The following is a 21,653-nucleotide window of genomic DNA, read 5'->3' on the forward strand; positions in this document are numbered from 1 at the left end:
AAAATCATTATGGGCTGTTTGGAACCAATTTGTAGCGCACATCAATATCCCCGTCTTTAATCCTCATCTGAATCTCCCCCATTTGATCTGTACGATAGATGTCTGTACCCGAATCCACAAGACGTTCAAGCACTCCAGGATTGGGATGTCCATATGTATTGTTGGCCCCTGCAGATATCACGGAAGCCGATGCATTCCAGTACTGTAACCAAGCTTCGGTAGAAGAAGTTTTGCTCCCGTGATGTGCAACTTTTAACACATCAATGGTGACCGGAGCATCCTCATGATTTTCCCCCGCCTGACGTGTAAACATCTCCTGAACGGAAACATCTGCTAATGCAGCATCTGCATCCTGCTGTACAAATGAGGCTGCGAGAGATCCATCCTGAATCATATAGAGCAGATCCTGCTCGGCTGCAGCATCCATATCTCCTGTGAACAATAGGGAGGCGCCTGCCATTTCCAGCATAAAGACAACCGAATCATGATTCTGATGTTCCGAAACGGGCAATCTTTCTCCTGTATCCATCGTTTTCTCCAGATCCGGATATATAAAATGTAATCTGGTCTCTCCATCCGGCGCGTAGGACATCCCCTGGCGAATGGCATATAACGGAATCTTCTTCTCGATAGCTGTATCCAGCAATTTCTCAAAATTGGCTGTACCGCTAGTTGTCCCATTGAACATGAATCGTTTCACCGGAATTTGTTCAAGCACCGCCTGTAATCCCCCGGCATGATCCTGATCAGCATGGGTTACGATTACGGCGTCCAGTCGATGAATGCCTCGTTTTTTCAATAAAGGAACTACCACCTTGGCCCCTACTTCATATGGATCACGCCGTGTCTTCCAGGATTGTTCGGACTTTCCAAACTGGACCGTGCCCCCGCCATCGACCAAAATATGTTTACCTCCGGGAGTTGTAATTAGTGTGCTGTCGCCTTGTCCAATATCCAAAAATTGCACCACTCCCGCACCCGCAGGCTGGGGCGTCTGGTATGCCCACCATAGTCCCGCTACAAAGCTAATGGCCAACAGGGCACACATCCATTTGTGGAAGATGTTCATCCGTTCACCAGAGTAAAAACCCGCCCCACGCGCAGCAAATGCACTGCTATATTCCGGCCAGGCTATGCTTGCACTTAATGTGGTCATTGAACCATGATTAGCTTCACGTCCATCTTTATTTAATCCATGTGATGATACGTTAGACAACGCAGACAGCCCCAGAGCCGCTCTGGACGATCCTCCAGCATGCCGATGAACCAGAGGAGCCGTGTCCTCTTCTGAGCCCTGGGCAATAGGCTGTTCACCTGAGCCGCGATGAAGGGTACGCAAAAGCGCATAGAGAACAGCATAATATGCTGCAATCCACAGCAACGAAGGTGTAGCCCATATCAGCACAAAGCCCGGCAAGCTGTTCATCCACTCCGTACTTGCAAAGGTCATTTTGTTCAGCAAAATAGCAATCCACGCCAACGGTTTAGCCAGAGGCATCCAAAGAAGCGATAAAATCAGGGCTACCGTTCCAAGCGGAAGCACAATCGCGCTAATCAAGGAGACTAGCAGGAAGTTTGCAACAAATGACAGCAGTGAAAACTGGTTGAAATACAGAATCGTTACCGGAAAAGAAATCAGCTGTGCTGTTACCGTCACGGAAGCTGTTGCTGCAAGTCCTTTGGGCCAACTACTAAATAGTCGATTAATCAGCGGCATATATATCATCAGTCCGGCTGTTACCAGAAAGGATAGCTGGAAACTCACGCTTAGTAAAAAATACGGGTTCCACCACATCATCAACAACGCTGCTGCACTAATCATCTGCAACCCATCCCTGGCAAGCCCACGCCGCGCCATATACAAACCAATCATCGACATAATTCCCGCACGAATCACCGATGGCGAACCGCCAGACAATAGTACATATGCAGGTATTAACAGCAACACAATGGTGAGCGATGTTTCCCTGGTTAACCTAAGCCAGGATAAAAGGAGCAGCAGCGATGCCACATACACCGCGACATGCGTTCCGGAGATCGCCAAGATATGAGTTAAACCAAGCTGTGAAAACTGACCATATGTATCTGGATCTATATCTTTAGACATCCCAATAATCAGACCTTTCATATATCCAGCATGAGGTTCGGGGAATAACTGTTCTACCGCTGCGCCGAGCTTATGTCTGACCACGTCATTCCACCGGAGAATATTGAGTTTCCCCAGTCCTTCAGGCGGAATGTTGGTTACCGAGCTGGCACCCTTCACTTTAAACAACCAATGGATATGAAGAGTCCTTAAGTAATTTCGATAGTCAAATCCGCCAAAGTTTCTGGCTTCGCCGGGAAGCGCAAGCGCACCCGTCAACGTTATCGTATCCCCTCGCTTCCAGCCTGCTGCTACCTGCTGTTCTTCTTCCTCAGCCAGACGAACTTGGACCATCAGACGTTCTCTCAAGTTAGGCTCAGTTCGCGCTTCCGACGCTGGTGCCAATGTTGTATCGGATTGCGGGAGCATGGAGGTAATCTGCATTTCAAAATCGGCCCGATCCCCATCTATGCGTACATCCGACATCAGGGTTCCTTCAAATGTAGCTGCATAACCATCCAAATCCTCGGCAGCCGTATGTGTGATCTCGGGCAGACTGCTCCGATTCCGCGTATCATTCCATTCCCAGTGCACAGCACCGCCGATGAGTGCTCCGATCAGTAACAAGATGGACCAACCGCGTATATCAATCATTCGTAGCAACAACGGCAGACAAACGAGCGCGCCAATCATTCCTACGAGCAGGGACCAGCCTGATAACGCACATGCCATCCCGCTACCGCATAACCAGCAGACGGTAAATACCAGTAAAGGTCTGCCTTTCATTTTCTTTGCCTCCTTCTTTTTGCGCGTATGAACGCAGAAAAACCCCCGGCAGCTGTTCCAGCAACCGGAGGTTCTTCCCCGCAAATTTGATATTATATGTGTTCTAGTCACTTACCGTCATCATCGTCTCACGCGGAGGCTGGTAATTTTCCAGTCGGCGAAACGTAATGCCTTTTTGCTTCATCATGTCCGTAACCTTGCCTGTATCCTTGGGATATGGGCGATGAAATACGATTTCTGTAATGCCGCTATTCGCGAGCATATTGGAGCAAGTCCAGCAAGGTTCATCCGTAACATATACAGAAGAGCCTTCGCGGTCAATGCGATCAGTGAACAAAAGCAAGTTCTGCTCCGCATGAATGGTACGAATACAGCGTTGCTTTTTGACCATTTCCTCCTGACCGTCGGTTACCACCAGCTCATATTCTTCCGAGATCATGCACCCTGCTTCAGAGCAGTCCGGAACTCCCATGGGCGCACCATTATAAGCTGTTCCAAGCAGTTTCTTCCCCTGAACAAGTACGGCGCCAACATGACGGCGTGAACAGCGGGAACGGGTTGAGACCATATATGCGATGTCCATGAAATACGTATCCCAGTCTTTGCGTACGTCTGTTGTACTCATAACCGTTTCCCTCCCGTCCGATACAAGTTGAATCCATATAGATTTCATCCAGACACCCAGCGTACAGAAACCTTTCGATTGCTGTAATGTCATTTCAAATCCAACTTATCAAATCCAACTTATATCGTAATATTTAATATATTGTTACTACCTGATCTGCACATAAGGAGCCATTTTCTCCAGCATCTTCATTCCGATTCCTTTCACTTTGGTCAGGTCGCTGACTTTGGTAAAAGGTCCATGCGAATTACGATAATCAATAATGGCTTGCGCCTTTTTCTCCCCAATTCCAGGGAGGTCCATAAGCTTGGCTACCGGAGCTGTATTGACATCAATTTTACCATTGTCAACAGCTTCATTGCCGACCAATGCTTGATTATTGTCTGGTGAAACCACAGGTACATCCGACTTTGTTTCTCCCACATCTATTGAAACATCCGTTTGGTTGTTGCCTGCAACGCTCTGATTAGCTACCTTTTCCGTCGTAGCATTAATCTGGTTCGTCTCTGTGGAGGCCTCAGTAGTTGAAGGTCTCTGATCTGCACCGGGAGCCTTCGTTTGTTCCTGAACCAAAGTAGCCGACTGTACAGCAGGGGTTTCCTGCTCTATCGTCGGCTTCTCGGTGGCGAGCTGCATAGGTTCCCAGCCAGAAGGTGGCTGTTCACTTTTGCCCGACCATAATATCAATATACATCCAACCACCGCAGCAGCAATGGTCATTCCCTTGTTCCATCTCATGTCTTCCACACCTCTCCCTGGTTTCAAAATAAATCTATTCTGAACACGGGCGGTGCTTCCGAACCGTTGGACTTGCCTGGTAAACCAAGCTGTACTTTTTTCATGTCATGTCAAGCAGGTCCTGACGCATACACTAGAGGGAAAGAACTGCGCCATTACCGTAAAGCATGAAAGGAGGCCTGAACAATGAAGGTTGGATTTATCGGAACCGGCAGCATGGGTAGCCTGCTGATCTATGCCTTGATTCAATCCGGTGCACTTGAGCCACGGCAGATTGCCGCCAGCAATCGAACCCCTTCCAAAGTACGGCAGCTAGCCCTCCGTTACCCTGGTCTGCATGAATCACAGAGCAACCGGGAAACCGTCATCCGCAGCAATATCGTCTTTCTATGCGTGAAGCCGCTTGAATTCAAACATGTCATTGACGACATCCTGCCTGTCGTGAATCCCAATCATATAATCGTCTCGATCACCAGTCCCGTGCAGCTGCGCCATCTGGAATCTTCACTTCCTTGCAAAGTCTCCAAAGTTATCCCCAGTGTTACGCACCAGGTCGGCAGCGGAGCGTCCCTGTGTATACACGGTGAGCGAATGACTACCGAAGACCGCGCTTTGCTGGAAGGGCTGCTCAGTCATATCGGCAGACCCTATCAAGTGGATGAAGCCTGTACGCGGATCACATCCGACTTCTCCAGCTGCGGACCTGCATTCATATCGTTCTTTCTGGAGCAATGGATCGAGAGTGCTGTCAAGCTCACAGATATCAAACGAGCCGATGCCTGCGCTCTTGCTGGCGAGATGCTCCTGGGAACAGGCAAGCTGCTCACCGAAGGAGGATATACCCCGCAAGAACTTCAGGCTCGCGTGGCTGTACCTGGCGGCATCACCGCACAGGCACTTGCCCTGCTGAAGGTGAGTCTAGATGGTGTTTTTGACAGCCTGATCCAGACGACTCATGACAAATATGATGAAGATTTATTGAAGCTGGATGAGCTATTCAAAGCCGGTGAGATTAACCGGCAACAATATTAACGAGTTTGCCTGGAACGGCAATGACCTTGCGAACGGTCTTGCCTTCCAGTGCCTGTTTCACAGATGCCAGTTCCATTGTAAAGTCCTGCATGCCCTGTGCGTCCAGATCCTTTGCGATCGTAGCACGAGTTACAATTTTGCCATTCACTTGAACAACAATCTCCACTTCGGCATCCACCGTCATGGACTCATCATACTCAGGCCAAGCTACGTAAGAGATTCCACCTTCATGACCAAGACGGCTCCACAGCTCCTCTGCCATATGTGGTGCCAGTGGTGACAGCAACTGTACAAAGTTCTCCATCGCTTCACGTGACAGCGTATCTGCTTTGTATGCATCGTTGATGAAAATCATCAACTGGCTGATTGCTGTGTTGAAACGCAGATGTTCCATATCCTCTGTAACCTTTTTGATGGTTTTGTGAGCCGTCCGTTTGAACTCATCGGTACCACCATCTGCTGTAATCTTGTCATTGATTGCACCTGTATCTTCATTGATGAACAGACGCCATACACGTGACAGGAAGCGGTGCATGCCCTCAACCCCGTTAGCGTTCCACGGTTTTGTAGCCTCCAAAGGCCCCATGAACATTTCATACAGACGCAATGTGTCTGCACCAAATTCATTGACGATCTCATCCGGGTTAATAACGTTACCACGGGATTTACTCATTTTCTCGTTGTTGGTTCCCAGGATCATACCTTGGTTGACCAATTTGTGGAATGGCTCTTTGGTATGCACCACACCCAGATCATACAGCACTTTATGCCAGAAACGAGCGTACAGCAAGTGAAGCACCGCGTGCTCAGCTCCACCAATGTACAGATCAACCGGCAGCCACTGCTGCTGTTTCTCCTGAGAGATCAGTTCCTTGTCATTGTGTGGATCGATAAAGCGCAGGTAATACCAGCAGCTACCGGCCCATTGTGGCATCGTGTTCGTCTCGCGACGTGCTTTCATTCCTGTTTCCGGATCTACGGTGTTAACCCATTCCGTAACATTCGCCAGCGGTGATTCTCCAGTACCCGAAGGTTTGATCTGGTCAATATCCGGCAGCAGCAAAGGCAGTTGGTCTTCCGGCACTGTCTTCATCGTTCCGTCTTCCAGATGCAGAATCGGGATTGGCTCACCCCAGTAACGCTGACGGCTGAACAACCAGTCACGCAGACGATAGGTCGTTTTGCCTTGTCCCTTACCGTTCTCTTCCAACCAGGCAATCATCTTCGCAATCGCTTCTTCGTTGTTCAATCCGTTCAGGAAATCGGAGTTCACATGCGGTCCGTCTCCAGAGTAAGCTTCTTGGGTTACGTCGCCACCCTGTACAACCTCGATGATGTCCAGACCAAACTGTTTCGCAAACTCCCAGTCACGAGTGTCATGCCCCGGAACGGCCATGATTGCCCCTGTGCCGTAACCAGCCAGAACATAATCGGCGATCCAGATCGGTACCTTCGCTCCGTTTACCGGATTGATTGCGTAAGTTCCTGTGAACACACCTGATTTGTCTTTAGCCAAGTCGGTGCGTTCCAGATCACTCTTGCGAGCAGCCTGTTCCTGATATGCCTTGATTGCTTCACGCTGTTCTGGGGTTGTAATGACTTCCACCAGCTCATGCTCAGGTGCCAATACAGCATAACTTGCGCCAAACAACGTATCTGCACGTGTCGTAAACACCTTGATAACTTCTTCATGACCCTCAATGGCAAAAGTAACTTCTGCCCCGGTCGATTTGCCGATCCAGTTACGCTGCATATCCTTGATGCTCTCCGACCAGTCCAGCTCCTCCAGATCTTCCAGCAAACGCTCTGCATATTCCGTAATTCTCAATACCCATTGGCGCATTGGTTTACGAACGACCGGATGTCCACCACGCTCACTCTTGCCGTCAATAACCTCTTCGTTCGCCAGTACCGTACCCAATGCTTCACACCAGTTCACAGGTACTTCATCAACATAAGCCAGGCCTTTATTGTACAACTGGATAAAGATCCATTGCGTCCATTTGTAATATTCAGGGTCAGTTGTGCTGATCTCCCGATCCCAATCATAGGAGAAACCGAGTGATTTAATTTGACGACGGAAATTATCAATGTTGCGGAAGGTGATATCACGCGGATGCTCACCCGTATCCAATGCATGCTGCTCGGCAGGCAGGCCAAAAGCGTCCCAACCCATTGGATGCAGTACATTAAAGCCGCGCATACGTTTGAAACGGGATACGATATCCGTTGCCGTGTATCCTTCCGGGTGACCTACGTGCAGGCCTGAGCCGGATGGATACGGGAACATATCCAGTGCGTAAAACTTAGGTTTAGAAGGGTCCTCACCCGTTTTAAACGTTTTATTGTCATCCCAGTATTGCTGCCAACTTTTTTCCATAACTTGTGGCTTATAGCCGTGTTTTGGCTGTTGATTCTCGCTCATCTATTGTTCCTCCTCTGGTTATTCACATTTATTGCAACAAAAAAACCTCAGCATCCCGTAGCGTTTGCAGCGCTAGGGACGAGAGGTTGAATTCCCGTGGTACCACCCTAGTTAGCGGACGATCGTGCTTCGTCATCCACTCCCTTTGGACCTGTAACGGCGGTTAACCGATGCGGATTTCCATTCCTGAACACAAGTGTTGCTTCGTCGGTTGCAAGATGGTGTAATCACCGCATTTCTCCAAGGCGAGTTCGTGAAATACTGTCAACCGACTTGCACCAACCGTCGGCTCTCTGTCATGTACAGGACTCACTACTGATCCTTATCATCGAAATATGTATACGATATGATCGGGAACATTATATAAAAAAGAAGCATTAAAGTCAATATTACACTGTTTGTTGACTATAAACAATGCCATGCATGAGTATACACATCAAGACGACCGGAATCACTTGATTCCTTCTTTCAGATTATCCATCGTCCACTGAATGTGTTCCTTGTTATTGTATTGACGATAAGTACACTTGATTCTCTCTCAGCATCAGATCAAAGTAGAGTTCATATAAACTTCTTCTTTTCCGTTCACTATCTGTTGTAACAAAAACTGCCCCTATGTATCATAAGGACAGTTCAACATCATAATCTTATTTCACCGCTACATAGAATAGACGCTGTGCGCCTTCCCCCGCTTCTTTCCACTCAAAATCAGCATACACACGCACATCTCTGAAACCGGCCTTCGTGAGCTCCAGCTTCATCCAGTCTGGATCGTATGCACGCTGAACATGAACCTCTTCAAACCGCTGGTACATATCCTTGCCGCTCTCAGCCGCACGCGAAAAGATACTCAGATGATGCTCAATCTCACACCGATCATGATCCATATCACAGGTCCAAATATACGACACGGAGCGTTCATCCAACACAAAAGGTTGCTCCTCTTCGTATCGAATAAGGGTATTCGGATGATGTACATCAAACAGGAAAGTCCCCTCAGGCTTCAGCATCTCGTAAGTACGCTGAAATGTACGGACAACATCTTCTTTTTCAAGCAAATAATTCACGCAATCACAGAACGATATCACCGAGTCCACAGGCTCCGGTACTCTCCAGTCCCGCATATCTTGCTGCACCCAGCGGACGCTGCCCTCCCGATATAAGCGATGACCTTGAGGTGTAGCCTCCATTTTACTGCGTGCAACAGACAACATGTCCGCTGACAGGTCAATGCCTGTAACTTCGAAGCCGGAGTTGACCAGGGGGATCGTAATTGAACCGGTACCGCAGCCCAGTTCAGCCACACTTTTTGGCATGCCATGCCGTTCCCAAGCTGTTCTCGCAAACCTTATCCAGTCCGGATAAGGCATATCCTCCATTAATTCATCGTACACATAGGCAAATTTCCGGTAAGACATGTCAGGCACCGCACTTTCAATTTCATTTTCGAAGCTTATTTGAACAAAAGAAAAAGCAGGGGCGTCCGGAGTTCACCCAGCCTTGCCCTGCCTTTACGTTTGGATTCAAGCACATGCTTGATCCATGATAGCTGTTTGCTTACTTGTCCTCGTTCTGATCCTGGGGTACAGACTCTGTCAGATAGGTCCAGTTTTCCTTTTGAGTGACCAGACCGTCCTTCATCAGTTTGCCCAAGGCACGCTTGAAAGCAGATTTACTGATGCCAAAACGCTCCTTGATAATGTCCGGCGGGGTAGCATCCGAATAAGGCATGCCGCCCGTAGGGCGCTCTTTCATGAAAGCGAGCAGTTTGTCCGCATCTTCATTGCGACCTACCTCTTTGAGAGGAGACATCGCCAGATTAACACGTCCGTCTTCACGTACCATGGTTACCCGGCATTTCACCTTTTCACCAAGGCGCAGCATACGATTTCGCTCCGAGGAATGAATCATGCCGATCGCGCCAAAGCCCAGCACACCACCGTCAACAAGTACAAAAGTACCCATCTGAAGTGGCTTGTACACTGTTGCTTCAACCCATTCGTTCACCCAAGAGGTTGGCGCATGGAAAGACAATGGCGCAAGCTCACGTTCCCCAGCCAATTTTGCCCGCAAACGTCCTTGCTTGTCGTGCTCCATAAGAACAAAAACTTCATCCCCCACATGAGGACGTAATTCTTCCAATTCAGGCAATTCACGAATCGGGAGCAGCAATTGCCGTCCAAGCCCCATTTCGAGGAAACAGCCGAGGCGTGGATGAATATCAGCCACAACCAGTCGTCCCATTTCACCGAGTGTGAGATATGGTTTTTTCATGGTTGCCGCGAGACGATCTTCCGTATCAAAGAACAGAAAGACCTCCAGCATTTCACCAATTTTAACGTCCCGTGTAAGCTCCGTATAGTGAAGCAGTACATCTTCCGATCCTGTCGTCAAAAAGTAGCCAAACGGAGACACTTCACGTGAAACCGGCAAATTGACAACTGTTCCTGCGATCAAACTCATACCGTTTCCACCACTTTGGCATCAGACCACAGTCGTTCAATGTTGTAATACTCACGCTCGTCGCGGTGGAAGATATGAACAACCACATCACCCATATCCATCAATACCCAACGTGCAGAATCCATACCTTCGATGCCTTTGATATTCACTCCGGCTGCATGTGCCTGTTTGCGAATTTCTGTTGCAATCGCCTGTACCTGTGTATCGGAATTCCCGTGACAGATAACAAAATAATCCGCTACCAGCGAGATGTTAATCAGATCCAGCGCTACAATGTTGGATGCCTTTTTATCGTCAGCGGCAGCAACCGCCATATTCATAAGTTCTTTCGATGATACTGTCATGAACCAACCTCCATAAATTAATCTATAATTGTGCAATCAAGTCATTTCGCGACAACATGGTCAAAGGATAAATGACACGGCGCTGCGAGATCAGCAAGCTGATCGTCGAGTCAAAACCGGCAATTAAACCCTCTTCCAGACTATGTTCAGCCTGTTCACGGATATGATCCACTCCCGGGAAGTCTCTCCCAGGCTCAATATAATCCGCCAGACATACCACTTTATCCAGCAGACTCATGCCCACCCGACCTGAGGTATGCCAGCGGATAGCATTAATAATTTCGGCATCATCAATGCCGTAGTCACGCTCTGCAACAAAAGCACCCACTTCGGAATGCCAGAGCTGCTTGTCATGCTGCAAAAGTTCTTCGTTCAATCCATTATCACGGATGACCGCTTCCATCTCCGATACAGGCCAATACTTGGCCACATCATGCAATATCGCTGCCAGATCCGCTTTTACAGGGTCAGCACCGTATTTTCCAGCCAGCATTACTGCCGACTCCATGACACCAAGCGTATGCTTCCAACGCTTCTCCGGCATTTGACCGGAAACAGCGCGGATCAGTTCGTCACGGCTTAGTTCCATATAAACCGCTCCTTACAATGTATTGATGGACCGCGTCAGGAATCATAAAGCGCACGGAATGCCCTTTGGAGAAACGTCTGCGTACTGCTGTGGATGATATGTCCACCAAAGGCATCTCTGCCAACAGTACCCGATCCTGTAATACGTCAGGCAGGTCATCCAGATGCAGCTGGAATCCCGGGCGTCCCACACCGATGAAGATCAAACGTTCAGCGAGTTCTTCGATCTGTTCCCACTTGGGAAGATAGTTCACCATATCCGCTCCAACAATGAAGTAAAATGCATGCTCCGGAAAACGGTGCCAAAGCTCCTTCATCGTATCGATGGTATAAGACACGCCGCCAAGCTCCATCTCGATGCCAAGCACTTCGTAGTGCTGCACATCTTTCACTGCCGCTTCCGTCATTTCAAGACGTTGCTGTCCCGATGCCCCGGTTCCGCGTTTATGAGGGGGAACATGGGAAGGCATGAACCAGATTTCATCCAATGCATATGCATCCCTGGCCGCTTCGGCTGCCAGCAGGTGCCCCATGTGGATCGGATCAAACGTACCACCCATGATGCCGATCTTCACCCGTGTCACTCTCCCTTACCTAGGTAGTTCAATTTGTTTGTTGTCACGTGATTCTTTGTACAGGATGATGGTGCTACCGATGACTTGCACCAGTTCGCTTCCTGTTTCACGGGCAACTTCTTCCGCGATTTCATTTTTGTCATCCAGATTGTTGTTCAGCACTTGCACTTTCATCAATTCACGCTTCTCAATCGCATCTTCGATATGACGGAACAGGTGCTCATTCGTTCCCCCTTTACCAATTTGAAACACAGGGGTCAAATGATGTGCTTGTGAACGCAAAAAGCGCTTTTGTTTACCGTTTAACATGAATACTCCATACTCCTTATGGTGAGCAAACCTCAGTAACAGTACAATGTCTGTCCGAGGCTTGACCGTTCAATTATATTTTTACAATATCAAAAACTGTCTAATACAGCTCGTCTCATCGTCTCCACGGGAGCCGGAATGCCGAGCCAGTGTTCGAACGCTACCGCGCCCTGATATATAAACATACCCAGGCCACCGTGCACGGTACATCCACGCTGCCTTGCCTCACGGAGCAGGCGAGTTTCCAATGGATTGTAGATGAGGTCACTTACTGCTGCGCCGGCTCGAATGAGTGCAGGATCAACAGGTACGTCATCTATATGCGGATGCATACCTGCGGCTGTTGTGTTAATCACAATATCGGCCGAAGCCAGCACCGCAGCGGCCTCTTCCATTCCGCCACCTGTGATATCACCTAGTCCATGAGCCCGCAGATCGGAAGCAAGCGCAACGGCTCTGTCGGCTGTACGGTTAAGAATACTAATCCGTTCAGGCTTCTCCAAAGCGAGGGCATAGATCACACCTCTTGCTGCTCCTCCAGCCCCCAGAACAGCGATACGCTTACCTGCGAGTTCCGGCACAGCTTCTTCCTTCAAAGAACGCACATAACCGATGCCATCCGTATTATACCCTGTCAGCTTGCCTTCTTCATTGACAATGGTGTTTACCGCACCAATCAGACGTGCACTTTCATCAATTACATCAAGATACTGCATGACCTGTTCCTTGTGAGGAATGGTTACATTCACACCACGGTACCCCAGCGCCACGATGCCACGAATGGCTGCTTCCAGCTGCTCGGGTTGAACATGCAATGGCATATACATTCCATTCACTCCTGCAGCCTGCAAAGCCGCATTATGCATGGCAGGCGATTTGGAATGTGCAATGGGATCACCCATAACGCCAAGCAGAACAGGGAGTGAAGGATTGGCTTTTTTCTGTTCGGACATACTTCCGCCTCCGATCTGATGAAAATGCTGCTGAGATTACATTAGATCAAGGATGGACGGATCAGTACACGAATACCTTTTGGAGCATGAACAGCAACAAGCGCCCCATTCTCTCCGTTAACCTTAATCCAGCCCAGGCCGGAAATGAATACATCCGACTGACTGCCACGTTTGATACGGAATTCATGTCTGGTCCACTCAGGCATATCCGCTGCATCTTCACGCGTTGGCGGAGACAGCAATTCACCCAGATGGTCACGGTACAAGTCGTCTGCACGTTCCAGCTTCGTCCGGTGAATATCAAGCGCAGTGCTGATAAAACAAGTGAAGGACTGACGATCCCCCTCCACAAAGTCAAAACGAGCCATGCCGCCAAAGAACAGCGTCTGACCAGAATTTAATTGATAAACAGCAGGTTTAAGCGGTTTTTCAGGCATAATGGCAGCCAGATCCTTACGGGATACAATCTCACTGAAACGCCAAGGGTATACAATTCCCGGCGTATCAATAATAGCTTTTCCATCATCCAGCGGAATATTAACCATATCCAACGTCGTTCCCGGATAACGGGATGTTGTGAGTTCCTGCTCAAGATCACTGTAGTCACGAATCAGACGGTTAATCAGTGTGGATTTACCCACATTCGTACCACCAACCACATATACGTCACGATCTCCGCGATACGTTCCGACTAGCTCAAGCAGTCGATCGAAGCCCTGATTTTGCTTCGCACTGCACAGCACGACGTCCACCGTACGCAAACCCTGTTCTTTGGCTTGCTTTTGTACCCAGTTGCGAACCTTGTTCCAGTTGGTTACTTTCGGGAGTAAGTCCGTTTTGTTCACGGCAAGCAATACCGGATTGTTGCCTACAAAACGCTGTAAACCAGAGATGATGCTGCCATCAAAGTCAAACAGATCAACGATATGGATGACAAGTGCATCCTTATCCCCGATTTTGCTCAGCAGGGCCAGGAATTCATCCTGATCCACTGTAACGGATGATGACTCATTGTAATTTTTGATACGGAAACAGCGCTGGCAAATAACGGGTTCACGATCCAACGCTTTCTCAGGGATGAATCCTGGTAATTCCGGGTTTTCCGTTTGCAGATGCACTCCGCATCCGCTGCACCTTACGGCAATATTGCCGTTATGCGGTTCTGTCATTTCTTCTTTTCCTCCTCAAGCCATAAGCCTTTCTTGCGCAAACTCGTCAGAGCAATCCGTTCCACGCGCCGATTGAAGCGGGTCATGAAGCCTTCATCTCCAATGGAGATCGGCAGCACCAGAACCGTATAGAGTCCCAGCCGATTACCTCCATAGACATCCGTAAGCATCTGATCGCCTACCACAATCGTTTTTTCTGGAGTCAACTCCATCATCTTCATTGCTCTACGAAACGGAACATTCGATGGTTTGCGTGCACTATGCACAAACTGGATATCCAGTGGCGTCGCAAACAGGGATACACGATTCAAATTGTTATTGGACACTATCATGAGCTGGAAATCAGCCTCTTTGACACGTGCGAACCACTCGATCAGTTCGGGCGTGGCGTCAGGAGCTTTGGCCCCAACGAGCGTATTGTCCAGATCAGTTATAATTCCACGGTAGCCTTGAGCGTATAGCTCTTCCAGATTAATGTCAAAAACCGTGTCTACACGCAGCTTGGGCATTAACATTTCAAACAAAGAAGTCACCTCAGTTTCATACGACACACTATATCACAAATCCGTCTTTCCTGAAAATGCATACAGCGCCTGATAGCTTAGGAAAAAAGGAAAAACGGGACGGGCGACATTACGCCCGTTCCGCTTTAAGTTCCTTACGCAGCTTCGAGGCTGTCTGATAGACGGCCTTCCAGTCGTCTGCAGTTACAGACGCAGGGCTATAGCGAGTCTGCTCAAACTTCGCGAGAAGTTCGTACAATGTCGCTGCTGCAGCTGGCTTCGCCTGACTCCAGCGGGTTACCGATTCACGTAGTGTCTCGTCCCCGCTCCGGGTTAATCCTTTGCGCTTCGCGTAACGAATCCAGCGCTCGGTCTCTGCCACAACCTTTTGTTCAGGCGTCAGCGGTCCACCTGTCCGCAGTCGAAGCACGAAGAATCGAAGTGAGAGGCGATTCCGCCAGAACATATAAGCCACCCACAATACAATGATGGCTCCCGCAGCCCAGATCACAAAAGCCGGGATGCTGGATGAGGCCTGCTCAGGCGCAGGAGTCTGCTCTTCCTCTTGTACCGGTTCCTCTTCAGGTTGTTCTTCAGGCTCATCTACCGGCTGTACATCCGGTTGTTCCGTGAGCAGCGGCATGTCAAAGCCCGGCGTCGCTTCAACCGGAATCCAGCCATACTCGCCAAAATAAACTTCAGCCCAGGAATGCGCATCTGCATTCGTTACGGTGTAGGTCGTCTCGATCTCGTCCCCAGGCTGGCGCGGGGCCTGCATGTCTGAATTCAGCGACAGCTGACCAGGCGCGTACCCTTTTACCCAGCGGGCAGGAATGCCTTCGGAACGCGCCATCATAACCAGCGCAGTCGAGAAATAATCACAATACCCTTCACGAATGTCAAATAAAAATCCTTCGACAAAGTCACTGCTTACTTTTCGGGATAAATCCGGATTGTTTGTGTAATCAAAATTTTGTTGTAAATAGTTTTGCAGTAATGCCACTTTTTCATACGGCGTATTTGCCGATGCTGTAATTTCAGCAGCCAGATCCGTCACCCGATCAGGAAATCGGGATGGCAGCTGCAGGTACATATCATCTGTCGGATTGCTCGTATACAGATCATCAAAAGATTTGGTGCGAAGTTCATCTTCCACAATGACTGGCGCCTCGGATACAATCGTATACGTCTTCGGATATTGCGGCTGCTGGCGGTCTGTAACGACATGAAGCTCTGCCTGCTCCGGATTCCATAACATCCGTTCCGAATTAGCTTCCCCATTGACAGACGTTACTTCCGAAATAGAATAGGCTCCGAAGAGGATGGGATACACGTTGTCATTCAACATTGTCACTTTCTGATTGACTTGTTTGGTGCTCACATTTCCGGGTTCGTCATTCTCCAGAGCCTGTCCCGCTTCAACATCCTCTGTCGCACTTCGTCCGCGATCATCCCAGCCTGTTCCCGTATACTCAGCGCGTGTCTCCCCACGCCAGTAACTGCGCTCATTGGTGGTGACGGACATGACAGGTGTATAGTCGAAGTTAAATCCTCCGCCAAGCTGGTTGTCTTCCCTGCTGTATCCCGACTCGGTTGCTGCCGGAATATCCAGTGTTCCGTTCCCTGCCTGATTCGTCGAACTTCCGGTATAATTACGCCACGCGGTATACGGGTCCGTCAAGGTAGGAGGAACTTCCGGCATGTTCACACTGGCTACGATAATTAAAGAAAATATGATTGCAATGTTCGCCAGAATTTTGTAAGGATACCGGATAATTCGCTTCCAGCCTTGTGGATATTGCAGTTGAAAATTATGGAAGTGCTGGCATACCAGCCATCCCATTCCCGCAAACATGACCCAGGCAATTTCAATCCAGAGTGGAATCTGGGTGAAGGAATCCAGAATTCCCATCGAAATAATGTTGATGCCCAGAAAAACAAGAATTCGGCGTGTCGTGTTCACCAGGCGAAGGGCAGCTTCAAGCATGACCCATGCGCAAAGGGAGAACCAGATGTACGGCGTCAGGTGCAGTATAAACTGCTCTGTACGCTCCATAAACGTGCCATAAGGAATGTAAACCGTGTAATCAATTAATGTCTTATGCAAAAGATACACAATGACAACAGCCTTGATTATGGTTCGAATTATCATTTTGAAGGGAAGTATAATTTCCAGTAAACTGACCGCTGCAAGCGTCCATAGCACCAATGAAGTTGTTTCGGTATACCAGGTTTCCTGTGTAAATGAAATCCACTGCATCCCAATCAGGAATATCCAGAGCAACGAAGCTGCATGATACCAGGATCTTTTTCCCGCTGCCAGCTCTTTGCCTTTAGTACTCATACACTACCTCCCCCCATAACCGTTGGAAGCTCCTGCAAATGGGAAACGGTGAAGGATCTTGTACCTCTTCCGCGCAGCATCGCATTCCACTCGGAACTCCGGCGGTAATCACTGGGCTCAATTAGAATATGACAAGGAGTCATTCCCCGTGTGTCAGCCCATCGAAGCAGCTCCAGAACTTTTTCATCTTTCTGGGGAGAAATCACTACAAAATAAGCGCCTTGAGGAAACTGACGCGACATCTTCTCGACACCAGGCAGCAAACGATTCTCCTGGCCGTTATATTGGATATCCACCAGATGATGAATCATCTTTTGCCGTTCCAGCGAACTTTCGCTGGGAGCAAAAAATGTTGTCTTCTCCGACAGTGTCAGCAGTCCCATACCCATTCGTTCTCTTGTGCCATACTCCAGCAGAGAGGCAGCCGTGGACACAGCCAGTTCAAAGGCCTCACCATGTTCATAGCTGCCTGCCAGCGCATCCAGCACCAGAATCGTTTTCGGCACCGACTCATGTTCAAATTCCTTGGATTTCCACGCGCCCGTCTTCGCAGTAGCGTTCCAGTGAATCCGGGAAAGACGGTCGCCGTACACATAATCACGCACACCATTGATCTGGGTCGTTTCCCTGCGCGAGCGGGTCAGGGCTGTCTGCGGGCCGGATAACCGCGATTTACGGTCATATAGCTGCCAGTACGGAATAAATACGGTCCGCGGCAGAACCCGGAATTCCCCTTTCGCTTTGAACGTGCCCCGATGCTCAATCAGCCCAAAGATGTCCTCGCTGGCACATTCCGTTTCTGAGAAGACATACTTGCCTCGCTCCAGCGGTGGGGTCTGAAATGACAATTCACCATACCCACGCATGCTCGGAATAAGGCTTTCTTTGAAAGACCAAGATTCGCCGTTATGCCGATGCAGCATTTCACGCACAACCACATAAGGGAGTGGCAAAAATCCCGGGATGCTCAGACTTAACTGCACCTGTACCTGGTCACCGGCATGGAGCAGCTCTTCATGATCCTGACCGGAAGAGAGCTTGCGCACGCCTTGAGTACGCCGTACACCGCTAAAACCAGCAATCGCAAGGTAAAGACAAAGCAGAGTCACCATCGACAGCAACATCAGGGAGGTCTTCCCGCCCTGGAATAAAACATAAGCCAAGCAGCACATCCACACCGCCGCGATGCTCCATACGCGAGGGTGGCGTATTCCCCTTCGGACTGTACTCAAAAGCGGCTTCATCAATTATTGCCCCATGGAGACGGGCACACGAACCTGCTGAAGTACGGAATTTAATACAGCTTCGGAGCTCATGCTGTCCAGTCTCGATTCGGGACGCAGCACGATCCGATGAGAGATTACGTAAGGTGCCATCGTTTTCACGTCATCCGGAAGCACGTAGTCACGTTCCTGCAAGAAGGCAAAAGCCTTCACGGCCATCATAAATGAAATGGCTGCCCTTGGGCTGGCGCCCAGCAATACGGATGGATGGGAGCGTGTTTTGCGAACCACATCAAGCAGATAATCCATGACTGGATCACCGAGGAATACTTCCTTGATTTCCTGTTGAATGGCAGATATCTGATCCATGTGGGTTACGGATTCAAGCCGGTCCACAGGCTGACCGGACTGATGCTGTTTCAGTAGCGTTTTCTCAATATCTTTGTCGGGATAACCCAGACTTATTTTCAACATGAACCGGTCCAGCTGCGCTTCCGGCAATGTGTACGTTCCCTCAAAATCGATTGGATTCTGGGTTGCACAGAGCATAAATGGATGGGGCAGATCATACGTATCACCATCTACCGTTACACTCCGCTCCTCCATGACTTCCAGCAATGCGGACTGCGTTTTCGTTGTAGCCCGGTTAATCTCATCTGCCAGCAAAATGTTGGTCATAACCGGACCCGGGCGGAAGTAAAAGCGCTCGTCCCGCGGATGGAAAACGGATACCCCTGTAATGTCACTCGGCAAAATATCAGGATTACATTGAATGCGGCGGTACTCTCCGCGCATGGATTTCGATAACGCTTTAACCAACTGCGTTTTGCCTGTTCCCGGTACGTCTTCAATCAGAACGTGTCCGCCTGCAAGCAAAGCTGTGAGCAAAAGTTGAATTTCAAAGGATTTTCCCATTATGCATGATTCCAGATTAGAACGAACTGCTGATATGATTTGGATCGACTCTTTGCGCACAGGCATGTGGTCTAACCTCCTAAAAAAGCATACAGATTTCCTTTTATTGTACATGATCCACGGGCGCGAGTACACTCGAAGGAACTCATATTTTGTTTCCAGCCGTCAGATTCACCGCAGTTATCGCATGATTACGACAAAAAGAGGCCCGGATAGAAGTTATCCGAAGCCTCTGCTGGATCCTTATATAATGTTTATAGTGTCTAGCTCTGTGCATCCTTTGTTTGTTATCCTTTGGGTCGAACCACCAATGCCGCGAGAAAAGAAAAGATAATCGCTGAGGAAATACCCGCCGCGGTCAAATCGAATATCCCCGTAATAACACCGATCCATCCCTCTTTCTCCAGCTCCGTCAATGCCCCGTGCACAAGGGAGTTACCAAAACTGGTAATGGGAATGGAGGCTCCCGCCCCAGCGAATTGGACGAGTGGATCATATAGTCCAAACGCATCCGCAACCGCACCGGCCACAACAAGTGTACTCATCGTATGTGCAGGAGTCAGCTTGACACCATCCATCAGAAGCTGTCCCACAACACAGATCAACCCGCCAACAATAAATGCCCACAAAAACTGCATCCTTTATCCCTCCTTTTCTATGGCTACGGCATGCGCAATACAAGGAATGCTCTCGCCCTGCTGGTATGAAAGTGGGGACAATAATGCACCAGTAGCGACCACCAATACCTTATTGAGTTCACCCTTTTGCATCCGGTTCAAAATATGACCGTAGGTCACGGTCGCTGAACATCCACATCCGCTTCCCCCAGCCACAACCTGAGGCTGCTTTTCCAGGTTATATATCATCAGGCCACAATCATTGAAGACCGTTTGTTCCATCGGAACACCCTCTTTATGCAAAAGCTCCTTAACGATGGGCAATCCTACCGATGCAAGATCACCTGTAACAATCAGATCATAATAACCGGGTTCCAGGCCCGTATCCCGGAAATGCGAAACAATGGTATCTGCTGCAGCAGGAGCCATTGCAGCCCCCATGTTAAACGGATCTTTAATGCCCATATCCATAATTCGGCCAATTGTCGCTTTGGTGACTACAGGGCCTTGACCCGTGCGGGATATCACACTGCAACCCGACCCCGTAACAGTATACTGCGCATATGGCGGCTTCTGAGAACCGTACTCTGTTGGATAACGAAATTGCTTTTCCACCGTACAGTTGTGACTCACCGTACCTGCCAGTACATAATCCCCTGCACCCGAATCCACTATGAGTGAGGCCAGAGCCAAGGTCTCCATTGAGGTTGAACAGGCACCAAATACCCCCAGATAAGGTACACCCAACTTGCGGGCAGAAAAGGAACTGCTGATAATCTGGTTCATCAGATCCCCGCCAACAAAGAATTGAAGCTCTTCCTTCGTGATATTGGCATTGATCAAAGCCATTTGGGAGGCCTGTTCAAGGAGCTTGCGCTCTGCCTTTTCCCAGGTTTTCTCCCCAATCTCCAAATTGTCATATACATAATCAAAATCAGATGCAAGAGGCCCTTGGCCTTCATCCGGCCCTCCGACTGCTGACCTGCCGATAATGCGTGGACGGTTCTCAAATTGCCAGGTTTGTTGGCCCAAGCGTTTCATAGATGTCCACCTCCGAAGCCGAGAATGGCATACACGATCCCCACGATGAAGGCAGCAACGACACCAAACACGATGACCGAGCCTGCCAGTTTGAACATGTTCGCACCGACACCAAGTACCAGCCCTTCGGCACGATGCTCCAGTGCTGCCGAGCACATGGAGTTGGCAAACCCGGTGACAGGGACAGCCGTCCCGGCCCCAGCCCATTGCGCCATTTTATCGTAGACACCCAAACAAGTCAGAATGACTGAAATGAGAATCATGACCGCAACGGTTGGACTGGCAGCTTCCTTGGATGTCATGTGGAACCCGGCCATAAACGCTTCCTGGATAGCCTGTCCAATGACGCAGATGAATCCGCCAACCAAGAATGCCTTAATACAGTTCGCCCAGATTGGACGGGCAGGCTCGTGTTTTTTGGCGACTTTTTTATATTCCTGTTCACTGATGGACAGGGATGATGATGATTTTTTTCCACTACCCTTAGATTGAGCTGGCAATATACAGAACCTCCCTTAGTGAAAATGAGTCAACTGATGTGACTGCATGTACTGTGTGTAATCCTGTATTCATTGTTTGTTAAGGTTGGGAAAGTTATGTATCCGGCGGAAGACAGCATTTGTTTCCAGCACGATAAAGCAGCTGAATCAGATGAGTCGCTCAGCGCCGGATCAGAGGTCAGATGAAATTTATAAATAAAGCAGAATGATCACGAGCAAAATAAAAAGAACGATACAAAGGATGGTTTCATTGCCTTCATCGGGTGGAATCATCTATTGTCCAAGCTCCTTCCTCTTGTCAGGCAAGTGAAATGACGGGTTTATTAAAAATAAAGGTTAAGCAAAACTGTTCCTCACTATATGCATATTCAATGTAGCGGCCTCGCGACTGTGATTGGTGCGGATTTAATAGCCCGA

20 protein-coding genes and 1 other annotated feature are annotated in these 21,653 nt (G+C 49.1%); of the genes, 1 reads left to right on the plus strand and 19 read right to left on the minus strand.

Features of this window, described 5'->3' with window-relative positions; all coding sequences use genetic code 11:
- Window positions 1-7 precede the first annotated feature (7 nt).
- The 3 genes from P364_RS0102100 to P364_RS35980 all read right to left on the minus strand — a co-directional run bounded on the left by P364_RS0102100 (window position 8) and on the right by P364_RS35980 (window position 4,235).
- The gene (locus tag P364_RS0102100; RefSeq protein WP_024628510.1) at window positions 8-2,872 is read right to left on the minus strand and encodes a ComEC/Rec2 family competence protein; all 2,865 of its coding nucleotides are present in this window, start codon (window positions 2,870-2,872) and stop codon (window positions 8-10) included.
- 103 nt (window positions 2,873-2,975) lie between these two features.
- On the minus strand, window positions 2,976-3,497 hold the full coding sequence (locus tag P364_RS0102105; protein ID WP_024628511.1) for a deoxycytidylate deaminase: 522 nt from the start codon (window positions 3,495-3,497) through the stop codon (window positions 2,976-2,978).
- A gap of 147 nt (window positions 3,498-3,644) precedes the next feature.
- Window positions 3,645-4,235 (minus strand): ComEA family DNA-binding protein, encoded by a 591-nt coding sequence (locus P364_RS35980; RefSeq protein ID WP_024628512.1) that lies wholly within the window; start codon window positions 4,233-4,235, stop codon window positions 3,645-3,647.
- 186 nt (window positions 4,236-4,421) lie between these two features.
- Here P364_RS35980 and comER point away from each other — a divergent pair, with 186 nt between their 5' ends.
- Window positions 4,422-5,267 (plus strand): late competence protein ComER, encoded by an 846-nt coding sequence (gene comER / locus P364_RS0102115; protein ID WP_024628513.1) that lies wholly within the window; start codon window positions 4,422-4,424, stop codon window positions 5,265-5,267.
- Here comER and leuS read toward each other — a convergent pair.
- From leuS to spoVAC, 16 genes are all read right to left on the minus strand, one after another.
- The gene (gene leuS / locus P364_RS0102120) at window positions 5,248-7,692 is read right to left on the minus strand and encodes a leucine--tRNA ligase (RefSeq protein WP_024628514.1); all 2,445 of its coding nucleotides are present in this window, start codon (window positions 7,690-7,692) and stop codon (window positions 5,248-5,250) included. The genes comER and leuS overlap by 20 nt on opposite strands.
- A gap of 71 nt (window positions 7,693-7,763) precedes the next feature.
- Window positions 7,764-8,030 (minus strand) — a binding site (T-box leader).
- A gap of 309 nt (window positions 8,031-8,339) precedes the next feature.
- A complete protein-coding gene (locus P364_RS0102125; RefSeq protein ID WP_024628515.1) occupies window positions 8,340-9,110 on the minus strand; it encodes a class I SAM-dependent DNA methyltransferase in 771 nt (256 codons plus the stop codon).
- Between the two features lie 139 nt (window positions 9,111-9,249).
- The gene (locus P364_RS0102130) at window positions 9,250-10,155 is read right to left on the minus strand and encodes a CvfB family protein (RefSeq protein ID WP_024628516.1); all 906 of its coding nucleotides are present in this window, start codon (window positions 10,153-10,155) and stop codon (window positions 9,250-9,252) included.
- Window positions 10,152-10,499, minus strand: coding sequence for a ribosome silencing factor (rsfS, locus tag P364_RS0102135; protein ID WP_024628517.1), 348 nt, complete (start codon window positions 10,497-10,499; stop codon window positions 10,152-10,154). The genes P364_RS0102130 and rsfS overlap by 4 nt, the downstream gene beginning before the upstream one ends.
- Before the next feature lie 22 nt (window positions 10,500-10,521).
- Entirely contained in the window at window positions 10,522-11,088 is a 567-nt protein-coding gene (gene yqeK / locus P364_RS0102140; RefSeq protein ID WP_024628518.1) for a bis(5'-nucleosyl)-tetraphosphatase (symmetrical) YqeK, read from the minus strand.
- Window positions 11,072-11,662, minus strand: a complete 591-nt coding sequence (locus tag P364_RS0102145) for a nicotinate-nucleotide adenylyltransferase (RefSeq protein WP_024628519.1) — start codon at window positions 11,660-11,662, stop codon at window positions 11,072-11,074. The genes yqeK and P364_RS0102145 overlap by 17 nt, the downstream gene beginning before the upstream one ends.
- Before the next feature lie 15 nt (window positions 11,663-11,677).
- The gene (gene yhbY, locus P364_RS0102150) at window positions 11,678-11,971 is read right to left on the minus strand and encodes a ribosome assembly RNA-binding protein YhbY (protein ID WP_024628520.1); all 294 of its coding nucleotides are present in this window, start codon (window positions 11,969-11,971) and stop codon (window positions 11,678-11,680) included.
- A gap of 89 nt (window positions 11,972-12,060) precedes the next feature.
- Window positions 12,061-12,924, minus strand: coding sequence for a shikimate dehydrogenase (gene aroE / locus P364_RS0102155; protein WP_024628521.1), 864 nt, complete (start codon window positions 12,922-12,924; stop codon window positions 12,061-12,063).
- A 41-nt stretch (window positions 12,925-12,965) separates the two neighbouring features.
- A complete protein-coding gene (yqeH, locus tag P364_RS0102160; RefSeq protein WP_024628522.1) occupies window positions 12,966-14,093 on the minus strand; it encodes a ribosome biogenesis GTPase YqeH in 1,128 nt (375 codons plus the stop codon).
- A complete protein-coding gene (locus P364_RS0102165) occupies window positions 14,090-14,617 on the minus strand; it encodes a YqeG family HAD IIIA-type phosphatase (RefSeq protein WP_024628523.1) in 528 nt (175 codons plus the stop codon). Before P364_RS0102165 ends, yqeH begins: the two co-directional genes overlap by 4 nt.
- Window positions 14,618-14,726: 109 nt before the next feature.
- Window positions 14,727-16,940 (minus strand): DUF4129 domain-containing transglutaminase family protein, encoded by a 2,214-nt coding sequence (locus tag P364_RS0102170; RefSeq protein WP_024628524.1) that lies wholly within the window; start codon window positions 16,938-16,940, stop codon window positions 14,727-14,729.
- On the minus strand, window positions 16,937-18,184 hold the full coding sequence (locus tag P364_RS0102175; protein ID WP_152532660.1) for a DUF58 domain-containing protein: 1,248 nt from the start codon (window positions 18,182-18,184) through the stop codon (window positions 16,937-16,939). The genes P364_RS0102170 and P364_RS0102175 overlap by 4 nt, the downstream gene beginning before the upstream one ends.
- Window positions 18,185-18,187: 3 nt before the next feature.
- Window positions 18,188-19,144: an AAA family ATPase gene (locus P364_RS0102180; protein WP_024628526.1), complete on the minus strand. Its 957-nt coding sequence runs from the start codon at window positions 19,142-19,144 to the stop codon at window positions 18,188-18,190.
- A 221-nt stretch (window positions 19,145-19,365) separates the two neighbouring features.
- Window positions 19,366-19,716 carry a stage V sporulation protein AE gene (gene spoVAE / locus P364_RS0102185; protein ID WP_024628527.1) on the minus strand — a complete coding sequence of 117 codons (351 nt, stop codon included), beginning with the start codon at window positions 19,714-19,716 and terminating at the stop codon, window positions 19,366-19,368.
- 3 nt (window positions 19,717-19,719) lie between these two features.
- Window positions 19,720-20,736 carry a stage V sporulation protein AD gene (spoVAD, locus tag P364_RS0102190; protein ID WP_024628528.1) on the minus strand — a complete coding sequence of 339 codons (1,017 nt, stop codon included), beginning with the start codon at window positions 20,734-20,736 and terminating at the stop codon, window positions 19,720-19,722.
- Window positions 20,733-21,236: a stage V sporulation protein AC gene (spoVAC, locus tag P364_RS0102195; RefSeq protein ID WP_024628529.1), complete on the minus strand. Its 504-nt coding sequence runs from the start codon at window positions 21,234-21,236 to the stop codon at window positions 20,733-20,735. Before spoVAC ends, spoVAD begins: the two co-directional genes overlap by 4 nt.
- Window positions 21,237-21,653 lie beyond the last annotated feature (417 nt).

Origin of the sequence: Paenibacillus sp. MAEPY2 (assembly GCF_000499205.1) — a bacterium.
GTDB lineage: Bacteria > Bacillota > Bacilli > Paenibacillales > Paenibacillaceae > Paenibacillus > Paenibacillus vandeheii.

Coding starts and splice junctions, on each gene's coding strand:
- aroE (WP_024628521.1), bottom strand. CDS start 12,924: ATGTCCGAACAGAAAAAAGCCAATCCTTCACTCCCTGTTCTGCTTGGC.
- yqeK (WP_024628518.1), bottom strand. CDS start 11,088: ATGGAACTAAGCCGTGACGAACTGATCCGCGCTGTTTCCGGTCAAATG.
- P364_RS0102125 (WP_024628515.1), bottom strand. CDS start 9,110: ATGTCTTACCGGAAATTTGCCTATGTGTACGATGAATTAATGGAGGAT.
- spoVAE (WP_024628527.1), bottom strand. CDS start 19,716: ATGCAGTTTTTGTGGGCATTTATTGTTGGCGGGTTGATCTGTGTTGTG.
- rsfS (WP_024628517.1), bottom strand. CDS start 10,499: ATGACAGTATCATCGAAAGAACTTATGAATATGGCGGTTGCTGCCGCT.
- yhbY (WP_024628520.1), bottom strand. CDS start 11,971: ATGTTAAACGGTAAACAAAAGCGCTTTTTGCGTTCACAAGCACATCAT.
- spoVAD (WP_024628528.1), bottom strand. CDS start 20,736: ATGAAACGCTTGGGCCAACAAACCTGGCAATTTGAGAACCGTCCACGC.
- P364_RS0102105 (WP_024628511.1), bottom strand. CDS start 3,497: ATGAGTACAACAGACGTACGCAAAGACTGGGATACGTATTTCATGGAC.
- P364_RS0102130 (WP_024628516.1), bottom strand. CDS start 10,155: ATGAGTTTGATCGCAGGAACAGTTGTCAATTTGCCGGTTTCACGTGAA.
- P364_RS0102170 (WP_024628524.1), bottom strand. CDS start 16,940: ATGAGTACTAAAGGCAAAGAGCTGGCAGCGGGAAAAAGATCCTGGTAT.
- leuS (WP_024628514.1), bottom strand. CDS start 7,692: ATGAGCGAGAATCAACAGCCAAAACACGGCTATAAGCCACAAGTTATG.
- P364_RS0102175 (WP_152532660.1), bottom strand. CDS start 18,184: ATGAAGCCGCTTTTGAGTACAGTCCGAAGGGGAATACGCCACCCTCGC.
- comER (WP_024628513.1), top strand. CDS start 4,422: ATGAAGGTTGGATTTATCGGAACCGGCAGCATGGGTAGCCTGCTGATC.
- P364_RS35980 (WP_024628512.1), bottom strand. CDS start 4,235: ATGAGATGGAACAAGGGAATGACCATTGCTGCTGCGGTGGTTGGATGT.
- P364_RS0102180 (WP_024628526.1), bottom strand. CDS start 19,144: ATGCCTGTGCGCAAAGAGTCGATCCAAATCATATCAGCAGTTCGTTCT.
- P364_RS0102100 (WP_024628510.1), bottom strand. CDS start 2,872: ATGAAAGGCAGACCTTTACTGGTATTTACCGTCTGCTGGTTATGCGGT.
- yqeH (WP_024628522.1), bottom strand. CDS start 14,093: ATGACAGAACCGCATAACGGCAATATTGCCGTAAGGTGCAGCGGATGC.